The 14930-nt window shown below is 42.3% G+C and carries 16 protein-coding genes and 2 riboswitches; of the genes, 2 read left to right on the top strand and 14 right to left on the bottom strand.

Features of this window, described 5'->3' with window-relative positions; all coding sequences use genetic code 11:
- Positions 1-74 precede the first annotated feature (74 nt).
- Both P8P68_RS00520 and P8P68_RS00515 read right to left on the bottom strand, forming a co-directional pair.
- Positions 75-1514: a 6-phospho-beta-glucosidase gene (locus P8P68_RS00520; protein WP_000136073.1), complete on the bottom strand. Its 1440-nt coding sequence runs from the start codon at positions 1512-1514 to the stop codon at positions 75-77.
- Positions 1515-1645: 131 nt separating this feature from the next.
- Entirely contained in the window at positions 1646-1906 is a 261-nt protein-coding gene (locus P8P68_RS00515; protein WP_001291473.1) for a SemiSWEET family transporter, read from the bottom strand.
- A gap of 326 nt (positions 1907-2232) precedes the next feature.
- Here P8P68_RS00515 and P8P68_RS00510 point away from each other — a divergent pair, with 326 nt between their 5' ends.
- Positions 2233-2577, top strand: coding sequence for a LapA family protein (locus tag P8P68_RS00510; protein WP_000913393.1), 345 nt, complete (start codon positions 2233-2235; stop codon positions 2575-2577).
- A gap of 165 nt (positions 2578-2742) precedes the next feature.
- Here P8P68_RS00510 and P8P68_RS00505 read toward each other — a convergent pair whose 3' ends face one another.
- From P8P68_RS00505 to P8P68_RS00485, 5 genes are all read right to left on the bottom strand, one after another.
- Entirely contained in the window at positions 2743-3090 is a 348-nt protein-coding gene (locus tag P8P68_RS00505) for a VOC family protein (RefSeq protein ID WP_001052641.1), read from the bottom strand.
- A 58-nt stretch (positions 3091-3148) separates the two neighbouring features.
- The gene (gene spxB / locus P8P68_RS00500) at positions 3149-4924 is read right to left on the bottom strand and encodes a pyruvate oxidase (RefSeq protein ID WP_007520383.1); all 1776 of its coding nucleotides are present in this window, start codon (positions 4922-4924) and stop codon (positions 3149-3151) included.
- Positions 4925-5136: 212 nt separating this feature from the next.
- Positions 5137-7359: a heavy metal translocating P-type ATPase gene (locus P8P68_RS00495; protein ID WP_278275974.1), complete on the bottom strand. Its 2223-nt coding sequence runs from the start codon at positions 7357-7359 to the stop codon at positions 5137-5139.
- Positions 7360-7368: 9 nt separating this feature from the next.
- Complete coding sequence (locus tag P8P68_RS00490) at positions 7369-7740, bottom strand: cupredoxin domain-containing protein (RefSeq protein ID WP_000935056.1); 372 nt, start codon at positions 7738-7740, stop codon at positions 7369-7371.
- A gap of 10 nt (positions 7741-7750) precedes the next feature.
- Positions 7751-8146, bottom strand: a complete 396-nt coding sequence (locus P8P68_RS00485; RefSeq protein ID WP_001167199.1) for a CopY/TcrY family copper transport repressor — start codon at positions 8144-8146, stop codon at positions 7751-7753.
- Between the two features lie 183 nt (positions 8147-8329).
- A riboswitch (TPP riboswitch) is annotated at positions 8330-8428 on the top strand.
- Positions 8429-8512: 84 nt separating this feature from the next.
- Here P8P68_RS00485 and thiD point away from each other — a divergent pair.
- Positions 8513-9304, top strand: a complete 792-nt coding sequence (gene thiD / locus P8P68_RS00480; protein ID WP_278275973.1) for a bifunctional hydroxymethylpyrimidine kinase/phosphomethylpyrimidine kinase — start codon at positions 8513-8515, stop codon at positions 9302-9304.
- A 47-nt stretch (positions 9305-9351) separates the two neighbouring features.
- Here thiD and thiE read toward each other — a convergent pair whose 3' ends face one another.
- The 7 genes from thiE to P8P68_RS00445 are packed head-to-tail and all read right to left on the bottom strand — an operon-like array spanning position 9352 to position 14609.
- A complete protein-coding gene (gene thiE / locus P8P68_RS00475; protein WP_001078201.1) occupies positions 9352-9984 on the bottom strand; it encodes a thiamine phosphate synthase in 633 nt (210 codons plus the stop codon).
- Complete coding sequence (locus P8P68_RS00470; protein WP_001147717.1) at positions 9977-10780, bottom strand: hydroxyethylthiazole kinase; 804 nt, start codon at positions 10778-10780, stop codon at positions 9977-9979. The genes thiE and P8P68_RS00470 overlap by 8 nt, the downstream gene beginning before the upstream one ends.
- Complete coding sequence (gene thiW / locus P8P68_RS00465; protein ID WP_101800166.1) at positions 10780-11304, bottom strand: energy coupling factor transporter S component ThiW; 525 nt, start codon at positions 11302-11304, stop codon at positions 10780-10782. The genes P8P68_RS00470 and thiW overlap by 1 nt, the downstream gene beginning before the upstream one ends.
- 3 nt (positions 11305-11307) lie before the next feature.
- Positions 11308-12000, bottom strand: a complete 693-nt coding sequence (gene tenA, locus P8P68_RS00460; protein WP_038805709.1) for a thiaminase II — start codon at positions 11998-12000, stop codon at positions 11308-11310.
- Positions 12001-12010: 10 nt separating this feature from the next.
- Complete coding sequence (locus tag P8P68_RS00455; protein ID WP_000241361.1) at positions 12011-12661, bottom strand: energy-coupling factor transporter transmembrane component T; 651 nt, start codon at positions 12659-12661, stop codon at positions 12011-12013.
- Between the two features lies 1 nt (position 12662).
- On the bottom strand, positions 12663-14048 hold the full coding sequence (locus P8P68_RS00450; protein ID WP_000522132.1) for an ABC transporter ATP-binding protein: 1386 nt from the start codon (positions 14046-14048) through the stop codon (positions 12663-12665).
- Positions 14049-14609 (bottom strand): ECF transporter S component, encoded by a 561-nt coding sequence (locus P8P68_RS00445; RefSeq protein WP_000915264.1) that lies wholly within the window; start codon positions 14607-14609, stop codon positions 14049-14051. It abuts the gene before it with no gap.
- A 158-nt stretch (positions 14610-14767) separates the two neighbouring features.
- Positions 14768-14856, bottom strand: a riboswitch (TPP riboswitch).
- Between the last annotated feature and the right edge of the window lie 74 nt (positions 14857-14930).

Raw genomic sequence — 14930 nt, 5'->3', positions numbered from 1 at the left:
AGGTCTAATTGAACTCTTTTTCACATCTTATAAAGTAGGGAGAAGATTTTATAAAAATAGTGAACAAATGTGCTCTACTTAATACTTGCACCATTGCTGGCAATGACATCCTTGTACCAGTAGAAGGATTTCTTCTTGCTCCGTTTGAGACTTCCTTGACCTGCATTATCACGATCCACATAGATAAAACCATAACGCTTGTTCATTTCGCCTGTTCCAGCAGAAACCAGATCTATACAACCCCAAGTCGTATAACCAAGCAATTCAACGCCATCTTGGTAAATAGCATCTCGCATAGCCTTGATGTGGGCTTCTAGATAAGCAATCCGATAGTCATCTGCTACGTATCCATTTTCATCTGGCGTGTCCATAGCACCGAGGCCATTTTCTACGATGAACATAGGCTTTTGATAACGATCCCAGATAGCATTGAGGGTGATACGAAGCCCCAGTGGGTCAATCTGCCAACCCCATTCAGAGGATTCTAGATAAGGATTTTTGATAGAGGCAAAGACATTTCCAGCGGTCAGATTCGTCACTTCTGGATCGCCTGAGGCCACTCGACTCGCATAGTAAGAGAAGGAAACAAAATCAACAGTGTGATTCTTCAACAAATCCAAATCCTCTGCCGTCATTTCAATTTCTATCCCCTCACGCTCCCACTGTTTCTTGGCATAGTTTGGGTATTCCCCACGCGCTTGGACGTCAATGAAGAAGTAACTCTTACGGTCTTCCTCCATAGCTGCCCAGTAGTCTCTCGGATGGGCAGTGTTGGGATAGTATTGTCCTGCTGCCAACATACATCCCACCTTGTTTTCTGGATCAATTTCGTGAGCAATTTTAGTCGCCATAGCCGAGGCTACCAGCTCATGGTGGGCTGCTTGGTATTTGATCTGTTCTTGATTTTCTCCTTCTTCAAAACAAATCCCAGCTCCTAAAAAGGGGGCATGCAGAATCATATTGATTTCGTTGAAGGTGAGCCAGTACTTGACCAAGCCCTTGTAACGGGTAAAGAGGGTGTGACAGAGATTTGCGTAAAAGTCCAACATACGACGATTGCGCCAACCACCGTACTCCCTAATTAAGTGCATGGGGCAATCGAAATGCGTGATGGTCACCAGTGGTTCAATTCCATACTTGTGGCATTCCTTAAATAAATCCTCATAAAAAGCTAGACCAACTTCATTTGGCTCTGCTTCGTCACCTTGAGGAAAAATCCGAGTCCAAGCAATGGAAAGTCGATAGGTTTTAAATCCCATTTCTGCAAAAAGCGCAATATCTTCCTTGTAATGATGGTACATATCAATGGCTTCCTTTGCTGGGTAAAAATAGCCCTCCTCAAACGAAAACATCTTTTTCTGACCTGTAATAATAGCCTCACGGTCTGGACCAATCGGTACCACATCCACATTAGCAAGACCACGGCCATCTTGATTATAAGCACCCTCACATTGATTAGCTGCCGTAGCACCACCCCAGAGGAATCCTTCTGGAAATTGTAGTATTTCTGTCATCACTTTACCTCGATTGATTTATTACTTCTATTATACTAAAAAGGAGGCAAAAAGTTTGGAACCCTCTGGATAATAATAGCACTAAACTTACTTTTATATATACGAAAAAAAGACTGAAACCAGTCTTCTTTTTAAATCAAAGCTGTGATAGCCGTTACTAGGCCAAAAACGATACCTGGTGCATTAGCAGCCGCAAGTGGAATATCTCTTTCTTTCTTGAAAAGACCGTAGTAAACCCAGAGACTACAGTTGATGGCTGCAACCAAGGGCTGGATAAAGTTCCCTTTTTGACCAGCCAGGTTGTTCATAATTTGTGGGAAGTAAGACACATACATCATAACAGACATAAAGGTCGCTACCCAACCTAAAATTTTCATTTGTTTTTCAGACATTTTCAAAACCTCTTTCATTTTTACTGAATCTTATTTTAAAATATTCTTTCAAAACAATCAAGTCTTTAAAACTTTTGTTATAAAGATATAAACTATCACAATCTTGTTATAAGAAAGAGGGAACAGAAAAAAGACCGAATTGCTCCGTTCTGTTTACTCAATCAAATATTAGAAAATGAATACTCCTTTTCAATGAATCGATTGATTGATGGTAAATAAGCCGTTAGAAATTATTGACAGTATCGAAATTTTCTAGTAAAATGAATTTTGTTAATACCTAAATGGTGTGTAGTTTTCTATCAACATAGTCAGGAGAAAAGGAACTTATGCTAAAAAAATTTAATGAATTGTCACTGAAAGATAAGGCTTATCTAATTGGCGGTTTGAGCTTATTAGTCATTGTGATCTCATTTGGTCTACTCAATCGTCAAACAGTAACTGTCAGTCTTGTCTTTACACAACTATCTGCTCCCTTGATTTTGGTGATTTTTACTTGTCTAGTAATCGGGATCATTGCTGGTAGTGCTATTGGTATTAGCTATCACCATAACAAGACTCAAGATCTGAGAAGCCGCATTGCTGAAGCAGAAGCGACTATCAATATAAAAGACAGGGAGCTTGTCCAGTACGAGGAACAGGTGCAACAATTAAAACAGGAAGCCAAACAATAAGTGTAGAAATCATAACCACCCGTGAAAACGGGTGGTTTTTTGTCTCGCACCTAACGGAGCGAGACGGACTGAAAGTCGCATAAATACAAAAAAGATCGAATTGCTCCGATCTTTTTAAGTTTCACTCCAAGAATGTTTAGATAAAAAATTTGATAATAGAATTACCTACTTCATACGATAAAAATCAATCACTAGACCAGCAGGCCCTTTAACTAATAAGGACTCTGTTCCCCAATCCGTTTCACAAAGACCGTGTAAAATCTCGACACCGATCTCTTTTAACCGTTGGTAATTCTGATTTAGATCCTCAATCTCAATATGAAGAATGATTCCTGACTGAAAATCTTCCAAAGGAATCAAATGATTTTGGGACAACATCAGACAGTGACTGCCAATCGTAAACTGAGCAAAACTGTCATCAACATAATCGGACTTTTTATCCAAAATACGCTCCAAGTCAGCACAGACTTGTGGAACATCTGAAACGATAATATCTAATTGATTTAAATTCATTTACTATACTCCATAAAAAGACCGGATTGCTCCGATCTTTTTAAGTTCCACGAAGGAATTATTTAATTGCGCGTGATTGCAAACCTTCTTCTTCCAAGAAGAGACGGAATGGTACGAGTTCTTCTGCTTCGTATTTTTCCTTGAAGGCTTTGATTGCTTCTTCTGAGTGTTGTTTTGGATCCAATTCAAGTACTTCTACTGGAAGCGGACGGTGTTGAGAGATGCGAGCATCGATCACAACAGTTTTACCTTCTTTGTTCAATTTAACAGCTTCTGCAACAACTGCGTCGATGTCTTCGATACGATCAACTGTAAATCCAACAGCTCCTTGAGCTTCAGCGATTTTCGCATAGTCAGCATTAGGGAAGTCACAACCAAACAAGTGTTTGTTTGTGTCTTCGTATTTGTCCTTGATGAAGGCATATTTACCATTTGAGAAGACAACGTTGATAACTGGAAGGTCGTATTGAACGTTTGTGATAACGTCTGGGTAGCACATGTTGAATGCACCGTCACCCATGATGTTCCATACTTGGCGATCTGGATTGTCTTTCTTAGCAGCGATACCACCAGGAAGGGCAATACCCATTGTCGCAAAGAGTGGAGATGTACGCCACATGTTCTTAGGTGTCATGTGAAGGTGACGAGTAGATGTTTGAGTAGTGTCACCTACGTCGATTGAGTAGATAGCGTCTTGATCAGCATGTTTGTTGATTGCATTGTAAACTTGGTACAATTGCAATTCACCCTCAGTTTTACCTTCGAGTTTGTTCATGTAATCACGCCAGTTTTGGTTGTTCTTCACGTTTGCACGCCACCATGGAGTAGATTCTACTGGGTTCACTTTGTCAAGGATAGCTTTCGCTGCTTGACCTGCGTCACCAAGGATTGAAGCGTCAAGGGCGTGACGTTTGCCAAGTTTGTAAGGGTCGATATCAACTTGGATGAATTTTTCAGTGTTCTTGAATGCTTCGTAAACTTCAGCAAATGGGAAGTTTGAACCAAGGAAAAGAACTGTGTCTGCTTCGAAGACCACTTCGTTAGCTGGTTTCCAACCAACACGGTAAGCAGAACCTGTCAAACCTTCGTAGTTCCATTCAAAGGCTTCAAAGTTTTTACCAGTTGTGATGATTGGTGCTTTGATTTTACGTGACAATTCAGTAATGACTTCACCAGCTTTAACACCACCGTAACCAGCATAGATAACTGGGCGTTCAGCATTGTTTAAGATTTCAACAGCTTTGTCAATTTCAACTTCGTTCAAAGCAGGAGCGATGAATGAACGTTCGTATGAACCTGAACCATAGTATGAGTTTTCATCGATTTCTTGGAAACCGAAGTTTACTGGGATTTCAACAACAGCTGGACCTTTTTTAGAAACTGCAGCACGGCAAGCTTCGTCAATTACTTTTGGCAATTGCTCAGCGTAAGCGACACGTTTGTTGTAGACAGCGATACCGTTGTACATTGGGTTTTGGTTCAATTCTTGGAAGGCATCCATGTTGAGTTCGTTAACAGGACGTGATCCAAGGATAGCAAGGAATGGAGTGTTATCCATAGCTGCATCGTAAACACCGTTAATCAAGTGAGTCGCACCTGGACCACCTGAACCAACTGCAACCCCGATTGAGCCACCGAATTTAGCTTGCATGACCGCTGCAAGAGCACCTGTTTCTTCGTGGCGAACTTGCAAGAAGCGGATATCTTTGTCTTCAGCCAAAGCGTCCATCAATGAGCTGAGTGTTCCTGATGGGATACCGTAGATGGTGTCTACGCCCCATGTTTTCAATACGTTGAGCATTGCTGCAGATGCAGTAATTTTCCCTTGAGTCATAATGATAACTCTCCTTCAAATATTTTTAAAACTTGATAAACCCGTTTTCATATACTAATTGGAAACGTTTCAGCAAATTTTTACTCTACTACTTTACCACATTTGTTTTGGGTCTCCTAAGAATGTGCTCAGAAGTTCTTATTCTCTATTACAGTACAGTTTGAAAACGTTTTATATAACTGTTTTATAATAAAAAGCGAGCAAGCTCGCTTTTAGTCTATTTTACTAAAGTTTAGCATGAGTGAACTGGTTAAAACAGATACAGAACTAAAGGCCATGGCTAGACCAGCCAGTTCTGGATTGAGAACGAGACCAATTCCTGAAAAGACTCCTGCTGCAATCGGAATTCCGGCGACATTGTAGATAAAGGCCCAGAAAAGATTGAGCAGAATTCGATTGAAGGTTTTCTTGCTCATGTCAAAGGCACGAACCACTCCTAGGAGGTTATTAGTTGTCAACACCAAATCTGCTGACTCGATGGCAATATCTGTTCCAGCTCCCATAGCAATCCCCACATCTGCTACACTGAGGGCAGGAGCGTCATTGATACCATCACCAACAAAGGCCACTTTCCCAGCTGATTGTAGTTTATGGATTTCATGGGCTTTTTCTTCTGGCAAGACACCTGCAATGACCTCTTCGATTCCAATCTGATCGGCAATAGCACGCGCCACGCCAGCATTATCCCCTGTCAGCATGACTGTTTTAAGTCCACGTTTTTTCAGCTGACTGATGGCTAGCTTGGCATTTTCCTTGGGGATATCTTGCAGGGCAAGCAAGCCTTTGATTTCATTGTCAACAGCCAAGTAGACAACTGTCTTAGCTTCTTTTTCTAGTTCTTCTAGTTTTTCTTGATAAGTGCTTGAAATGATCATCCCATCCAGCATTTTAGCATTTCCAAGCAAGACTTGTTTCCCAGCTATTTGCCCTGAAACACCTTTTCCATGAAGGGCTTGGAAATTTTCAACAGTTTGAATCTCAAGTCCAGTTTCAGTCGCTCGCTTGACAATGGCCTCAGCCAGTGGGTGCTGAGAGGCTTCTTCTAAAGAAGCTGCTAAGCCAAGTACTTCTGTCTCATCGCCAATGATATCTGTTACCACTGGTTTTCCTTCTGTCAAAGTTCCTGTCTTATCAAAGACGAGAGTTTTGACTTTCTGGATTTCCTGTAAGACGGTTCCATTCTTGAGGAGAACGCCCATTTTGGCACTACGCCCAGTTCCCACCATGAGAGCCGTTGGTGTTGCGAGTCCCAAGGCACAAGGACAAGCGATAATCAAAACTGCCACCCCATAAAGCAGAGAAGTCACAAAGCTAGCCCCAAGTAAGACAAACCAAACCCAAAAAGTCAGAATCGCTAAAATGACGACTGCTGGGACAAAAATCCCTGAAATCTTATCCGTCAAATCCTGAATTGGTGCTCGGCTAGTCTGGGCTTTCTTCACAAAGTCCACAATCTGAGCCAAAACTGTCTCTGAACCAACTTTTTCTGCTTTAAAAACCAGTGTTCCGCTATTATTGATAGTGGAGCCAATGACGGTATCTCCAACTGTCTTGTCTACCGGCAGGCTCTCACCTGTCACCATGGATTCATCAATACTGGACACACCTTCTACTACGACCCCATCAACCGCAATCTTTTCACCTGGTCGTACTCGAATCAGGTCACCTACCTTGACTTGCTCTAAGGGGACTTGAACATAGTTATCCTCACGCAAGACTTCTGCAGTTTTAGCCTGCAAGTCCAGTAATTTCTCCACAGCTTGGGAAGTATTTTTTCGCATTTTTTCCTCAAAAACGGCTCCCAAAAGAACAAAGAAGAGGATAAATCCAGCACTTTCAAAGTAAACGGGGAGACCAGCGAAGAGGGCAACTAAGCTATAGAAATAGGCCACTAGAGTTCCCAGAGCCACCAAGGTATCCATATTGGCATTGTGCTTTTTAAAGCTGGCCCAAGCGCTTTGGATATAGGGACCACCTGCTACTAGCATAATGGGTGTTGTGGCTAGAAAGGTTCCCCAATGCATGACTTGGTGACTAATGCTGCCTGTCAACATCCCAACCATGAGAAACACAAGAGGAAGAGTAAAAATACTAGTAATCCAAAAACGTTGCAAAAGTGACAAAGATTTTCGAGTCTTCTCAACTACGGTATAACTTCCCTTTTGCATCTTCATGCCACATGAAAATTCATGTTGCCCCAACTCTTGAGGCGTAAAACGAATTGTCTTCTCCTCGTCCACGCCGATTGGTTCCAAGATACCTTCTTCTTCAAAAAGGATTTCTTTGTAACAGTTTGATGGCGTCACACGATGAAAAGTTATCTCAGCCGGAATCCCTTTTTGAAGCTGAATATGAGCTGGATGATAGCCTTTTTCAGCTCGGATACGGATTTTTTGAATGCCATTTTCTAGGCTTGCTTTCACAATTTCTGTCATAGTCTCCTCCTACTCTACAATCATCTTGCCGTGCATCATGTTCATACCACATGCAAAGCCAAACTCTCCAGTCTGCTCAGGTGTGATTTCCACTACATACTCTTCACCCATAGGAAGATCCGCATGCACACCAAAATCTGGAAAGACGATCTGATCTAGACAGGGTGAAGGGTCCTTGCGGTCAAAGACAATGCGGGCTGGCACTGATTTTTTAAGAATAATCAACTCAGGCGTATAGCCCCCCATGACTTCCACTCGGATCTCTTGGTAACCCTTTTTTTGCTGGGCCTTTTGTCCAGATTTTTCAGGCTTTTTGAAAAACCAAAACAAGATAAACGCGATAAGGGCAATACAAATAATGGTTACAATACTATTTAACATGACGTCTCCTTTACATACAATTACATCTTACTTCTGTTACAGCGCTTGATTTCTTCTTAGAAATCACAGCTTCTAAGTCTTCCAAGTCAGCCAAAGTGAAATCACATTCCACAATCAAATCAGCCAACAAGTTCTTAATCCTACGAGAACAAACCTTGTCTTTGATATCTTGGACAAGCAAGTCTCGACTCTGGTCCAGAGTTAAAAGGGCTGAATAGACAAAGAACTTGCCTTCTTTTTTCCTTGTCAGACACTCTTTCTCAACTAAACGAGCCAAAAGAGTTTGAATGGTCGACTTGGACCAGTCGAACCGCTCCGCCAGAACCCTGATCAAATCCGTACTGGTCTGCTCTCCTTGCATCCAAATAATCTTCATGACCTGCCATTCTGCATCTGAAATCTGCATCATCACACCTCCTAAATCTACATTTGTCGATTACAGTTATTAGTATACTCTCAAAATCTACATTTGTCAACTATAATTTTTATTATTTTTTCGAAAAATAGAATTCTAATCCTGTAACGAGAGATTTGCAGTCAAATTTCACTATATAAACTATAAAAATATGCTATACTGTAGAAAAAAGAAAACAACCACTAGGGGTGCGTAAAGCTGAGATTAACGACTGTTATATCCCTTTGACTCAATCTAGGTAATGCTAGCTGATGGAAGTGGAAATGATAATGAGGACTAGCTAGTCTTCTATTGCTTTCCTCAAACAGACTAGCTTGTTCTTGAGAATACAAACTTCAGTTGGTTGGGAGGTTTTAGATGACTTATTTACCCGTTGCTCTATCCATTGCAGGAACTGACCCTAGTGGCGGTGCTGGCATTATGGCTGATTTGAAGTCATTCCAAGCGAGAGATGTCTATGGAATGGCCGTTGTCACCAGCCTTGTCGCTCAAAATACCAGAGGTGTTCAATTAATCGAGCACGTCTCCAACCAAATGCTGGAAGCTCAATTGGAGAGTGTCTTTTCGGATATCAAACCTCAGGCTGTGAAAACTGGTATGTTGGCAACTACTGAGATCATGGAGATCATCCAACCCTACCTTAAAAAGCTGGACTGTCCCTATGTGCTGGACCCTGTTATGGTCGCTACGAGTGGGGACACCCTGATTGATACCAGTGCGAGAAGCTTCCTAAAAACAAACCTACTTCCCCTTGCAACCATTATCACTCCCAATCTTCCTGAAGCAGAAGAGATTGTTGGTTTTTCAATCCATGATCCAGAAGACATGCAGCGTGCTGGTCGCCTGATTTTAAAAGAATTTGGTCCTCAGTCTGTAGTTATCAAAGGTGGTCATCTTGAAGGTGGTGCCAAGGATTTCCTCTTTACCAAGGAGGAACAATTTGTCTGGGAAAGTCCACGAATTCAAACCTGTCACACCCATGGTACTGGATGTACTTTTGCTGCAGTGATTACGGCTGAACTAGCCAAGGGGAAGACCCTTTATCAGGCAGTCGATAAGGCCAAGGCCTTTATCACAAAAGCCATCCAAGACGCCCCTCAACTCGGTCATGGTTCTGGCCCAGTCAACCATACAAGCTTTAAAGATTAAGAAAAAACTCTCTAGTTCCCACTATAAGGGAATTAGAGAGTTTTTGATTAGGAAATAATGTCATCTAGCTTTGTTAAAAAAGCTTGCGTTTTTGCTTCTATATCTTCTGCCTGCATCAAATCACGGACAACGGCTACCCCTGCTATACCAGTTTCAGCAAGTTGGTCAATATTCTCTGACGTCAGGCCTCCGATAGCAACTACTGGAATGGCGACCGTTTGGCAAATTGTTTTCAAGGTTGAAATCAGGGTGATGGGTGCATTTTCTTTGGTCGTAGTTGGGAAAATGGCTCCTGTTCCCAAGTAATCCGCACCCGATGTTTCCGCCTCAAGAGCCCTTTTTACTGTTTTAGCAGTGACACCGAGGATTTTTTCAGGACCCAAGACTTTGCGGGCAACCGAAACTGGTAGTTCATCGTCGCCTATATGCAACCCAGCAGCATCAACCGCGAGACAAACATCCAAACGATCATCGATAATCAAGGGGACCTGATAGGCATCGGTTATTTCCTTGACTTGTTTTGCCAGTTGATAGTATTGATTGGTGGTGAGATTTTTTTCTCGTAGTTGGATGATGGTAACACCTGAACGGCAGGCCGTCTCGACTTTTTCAAGAAAGTTTTCCAAGGAATCTTGGTAGCGATTGGTTACCAGATATAGTCTGAGTGCTTCTCTATTCATAAAAGTCTCCTTTGATAGCATCTAGCCAATTTTTATCTCTTTTTAGAAGAGAGAGCTGATTGAGAGTTTGAAAGCGGAAATCTTCCAATCCCATTCCTTGAACAAGAATTCTCTCAGCAGAAATATTGAGATAAGAAACCGCTAAGCACGAAGCTTCAAAGGCAGTCTTTCCTTGGCTGAGAAAAACGGCAGTCAAGGCTCCAACCAGGTCTCCTGTCCCCGTTATCCAGTCTAATTCGTCACAGCCATTTCCCAATACAGCAACTTGATTCTCTGAAACTATGAGGTCCTTAGGTCCAGTTACTAAGAATGACATACCAGGATAAAGCTGACACCAGTCTTTCAAGACTTGAAGTAAATCCTCAGTTTCTTGATCTTTATGGCTAGCATCAACTCCAACTCCGTGGTGCTTTAAACCAACAAGACTTCGGATTTCCGACATATTCCCTTTAAGGACTGTGGGCTTGTATTCTAAAAGATCTCTGACTAAGGTCTTTCGAATGGGAGATGCTGCTAGGCCAACCGCATCTACTACCATTGGGAGACAAGCTTGGTCTGCATAAGAAGCTGCCCTACGGATTGCTTTTTCCTTCTCGGCTGACAAATGCCCCAAATTGATAAAGAGGGCTTGACTTTGCTTAGTAAAATCAAGAACTTCACGAGGGTCATCTGCCATGACAGGTTTGCATCCTAGAGCCAAAATGCCATTAGCCAGCATCTCACAGGAAATCTCATTGGTGATGCAGTGAATCAAGGAACTGGTTGCCAGAGGGAAAGGATTTGTAAATGCCTGCATCAGTCTATCCTTTCTCCAAAGAAATATCCCTGCACTTTTTTAAAGAATTCCTGCTTGATTAAAAATCGAAAGGCGAGGAAAGCTATGGCTGTACCGATCAAGGTCGCTCCGAAAAATCTCGGAGTATAGATAAACCAGCTGAGCTTGGCCGCAGATCCGGTAAAGAGAACCATGACAGGATAGGAAACAATAGAACCGATAATCCCTGTTCCCAAGATTTCTCCTAGGGCAGAATAGTGAAATTTTCGACCGTACTTATAAAAGAGACCTGCTAGGAGAGCTCCAAAAGTAGCTCCTGTGAGGGCCAAGGGCGGAATGCCTTGAGTAGACATACGGATAAAGGCTGTGACTGTAGCCATGACCAAGGCATAAACAGGTCCCATCATGATTCCTGCCAGAATATTGACTACACTAGACATCGGTGCCATTCCTTCAATTCGAAAGATGGGTGTAAGAACTACGTCAAGGGCAATCATCATGGATAAAATAGTTAATTTGTGAACTTGTAGTTGGTGGTTTCTCATTTTCTATTTCTTCTCTTTTTCTAAGGATTGCAAATCACTCGTCCAGGTTTGATGTTGGTAAGCCATCTCCCAAAACTTAGCTTCCATGTGGACACTTCGGTGGAAGGCCTCTAGCATTTTTTGTTTGTCTGTCTCGTTGCTTTCGCGATAGAGCTGATTGACCAGGGCTTCTTCCTCTTTAATCTGCTGTTCTAACTCATCGGTGATATAGGTCTCAATCCACTGTTGATAAAGAGGATTCGGGGATGGTTTGCGATTAAGTGCCTTGCCCAAATCATGGTATAACCAAGGACATGGAAGCAAACTAGCAAAAGCAATGCCCAAGTTTGGCTCTGCAAACTGGCGATAAATATGAGAAATGTAATGATAACAGGTTGGAGCGATTGGATGTTGCTCCATTTCCTGGTCGCTGATTCCTAATTCCATGAAAAATTGTTGGCGGATAAACAACTCACCCTCCACTAGACTCTGGGCATTTTGTTTCAAGAGTCTTTTCATCTCTTGGTTTGAAGTCTTATCAGCCAAGAGGTGATAGGCTTCTGAAAAAGACTTCAGGTAGTAGGCATCCTGAATCAGGTAATAGCGGAAAATAGAAGGTTCTAAATTCCCCTCTTGTAACTGTAAAACAAAGGGGTGATGAAAGGAAGCCTGCCAAGCTTCCTTGGATAATTCCATCGCAATATCTGTAAATTCCATAATAACTCCTTTATAGAAATAGGCTGGTTTGAAGCAATAAAAAGAAAAGTAGGTAGATCAATTTTGTCCTCTGAGAAATATAAAAAGTCCGATAACTATTCTCCAACTGTGCATGCTCGTCATATCCATGCGCAGATAGAGCTCTCAGGTAAAGATGGCGCCACCTAAAGACTGTCATCAGAACCTTACTGTAAATCAGGGGAGACCAAACATGCAATTTTTGACCACGCAATAAGCAAGCTTCCTTGAGGGACTTGATTTCTTGTTGAATGAGGGGAAAGGCATTGAATACCACAATTAAGGCATAGGCCCAAGACCGTGATAACCCCTTTTGAGCCAAGTACAAGAGAAGCTCTTTTAAGGAAATACTGGAAACAAAGACAAGACCGATACAAACCGTCACAAAGGCCCTCGTTCCAAGTATCACTGCCTGCGAAGCATCCCCATGTAACTGTACTGCCCAGTAGTTGGCAAAGGATGGTAAGATGGCGAGCACAAGCATCCAAGCCAACAATTTAAATCGACGGTAGTAGAGCATGAAGAGAATGCAAAATGCGACTACTGAAAGATTAAGAGCAATCGAAGGAATGAAAGATGTTTCCAAGGATAAAATTAGAAAGAAGAGACCGATTATCGGTGTCTGGGTTGCTACTTTGACCATACTACTTCACCTCCCCTTGAGTATTGATACTCCGAGATGTGAGAGGTTTGCTGATGGTCACGTCTTTAATATGACGGAGACCCTCACTAGTCATCTCAATCCAATAATCGACCACAGAAATCAAGGGATCTAAACGATGGCTAATGATCAAAAAACTTCTCCCTTGATTTCTGTCCTCCAGAATCCACTGACAAAAATAGGCGCAGGCTCTATTATCTAAACCAGCAAAAGGTTCATCTAGTAAAATCACAGAAGCCTTGCTGGTCAAGATGGTCAAGAGCTGAAGAATCTTTTGTTGGCCACCACTTAATTGATAGGGACTCTTATCAAGCGCCTGCTCCAGATCAAAATATCGTAAAGCTTGTAGAATCCGCTGATTTCTTTCCGAGTCTGAGCTATCTAATTGAAGTTCCTCTCTCAGACTGACTCGGATAAATTGCTTCTCAGCTTCCTGAACGACACCCGTCAGGTCACGATACAGACTCTTTTTCTTTTTTAGGACCGAACCCTTCCAAGTAATGCGCCCTCTATACTTTTGAAATTGAAGAATGGAACGAAAGAGGGTTGATTTCCCAACACCATTATCACCTAGGATACAGGAAATTCCTTGGTAAAACGTGAAATCAGCAATCGAAAAGAGGGGACGATTACCCAGCTCACAAGTCACACGATCCATATGGAATAGTTCTAGGCTAGAGGCAACTTCCTTTGAAGCAACCTGTGTCATCTCAGAGGTAGGGATTTGAAACACTTCCCTCAGTTGCCCGTCTCTTAGCTCCACCATATGGTCAATGTAGGCTCCATAGTCTGATAAATCATGGTCACACAGGATGACTGTCTTCCCATTAGAGGCCAATTCCTTTAGAATCTCTAGGATCTCTATCCTACTTTTGCGGTCAATAGAAGCAAAGGGCTCATCCAAGAGATAGACCCTAGGATTCATGGCAAATAGAACAGCCAGCGCAGCCTTTTGCTTTTCCCCACCTGATAAGTGATGGATGGGACGGTGCAAGATTGCCTCGCAGCGACATTGCTGGACCACCTCGGCTATTTTAGAATCAATCTCCTGAACGGGATGGCCGATATTTTCCAAGGTAAAAATCAGCTCCTCAAACAAGTTCTCCATGGTAAATTGATGATTGGGATTTTGAAAGAGAATGCCAACCGTCTGGACACGTTCGACGATAGAAAGCTGACTGACCTGGTTTCCATCTATCAGGACTTGACCACTATAGGGCAAGGAAGTGACCTGGGCAATGATTTGAAAGAGACTGGATTTTCCTGAACCACTGCTCCCAACTAACAAGGTAAAAGCTTGCGCGTGAAAAGTAAAATCAATCGGCTCCGAAAAGATTGGGGACTGAATCTCCCGTAGTTCCAGCCCCATCTACGCCTTTCCTCCAGCCGCAAACTGATGATAGAGTTTGACAATGGCACGAACCAAGATGGCACAGAAGAAAAAGACGGAAATAAAACGCACCACAAGCAAGGAAAGGACAAAAGGAAGGGAAAAGGCGTAGTAACCTAACTTAATGTATTCATAGACAAAGCTAAAAAGCGTAATCCCAATACTATTAGCAGTTAGAGAGAGCCAACTTTCATAGCGATTCTTGGTTACGAGAAAACCAAATTCACTTCCCAAGCCTTGAACCAAGCCAGACAAAAGAGCGCCTAGGCCGAATTGGCTACCATAAAGGACTTCAGCAAGCGCAGCGAGCACTTCTCCAATCGTTGCACTTCCGATTCTTGGAACAAAGATAGCCGCAATGGGCGCAGCCATACACCAGAGACCAAAGAGGATTTCATTGGCAAAGGCCTGCAAACCAAGAGGGGCCAAGATTAGGGTGAGGATATCAAATAGATAACCCGAACCCACAAAAACGCCACCAAAAAAGATAGACAAGAAAGCAAGCAAGATAACATCTTTTAACTGCCATTTTTTCAACATAAAAAACTCCTTTTTTAAAGAAAAGTGGGGCATTCAAGGAGAGCTACCGAAAAGCTCGTCGTCAGGCCTATCCTCTTTTGATAAACAAAAAAACTCCAATTACAAACGAGAATTAGAGTTTAGCTTACAAGATTAGACAGTTCTTTTCGACATACGAAAAAAACCTTTTCACATTTCCCTTCGCCAGTATTAACTGTATCAGGTTCAATGGGTATCATCTCAGCCTAAAGCACCCCAAATGTCTTTATTATTTAATTACTGGACCAGTATAGCAAAAAATGAAAGCCCTAGCAAGATATTTGACTGGAAAATATATTTATA

The sequence above is a fragment of the Streptococcus sp. D7B5 genome (assembly GCF_029691405.1).
In the GTDB taxonomy this organism is placed as follows: Bacteria; Bacillota; Bacilli; order Lactobacillales; family Streptococcaceae; genus Streptococcus.
Note: the sequence above shows the minus strand (reverse complement) of the source record. Positions and strands in the feature narration are given on the sequence as shown.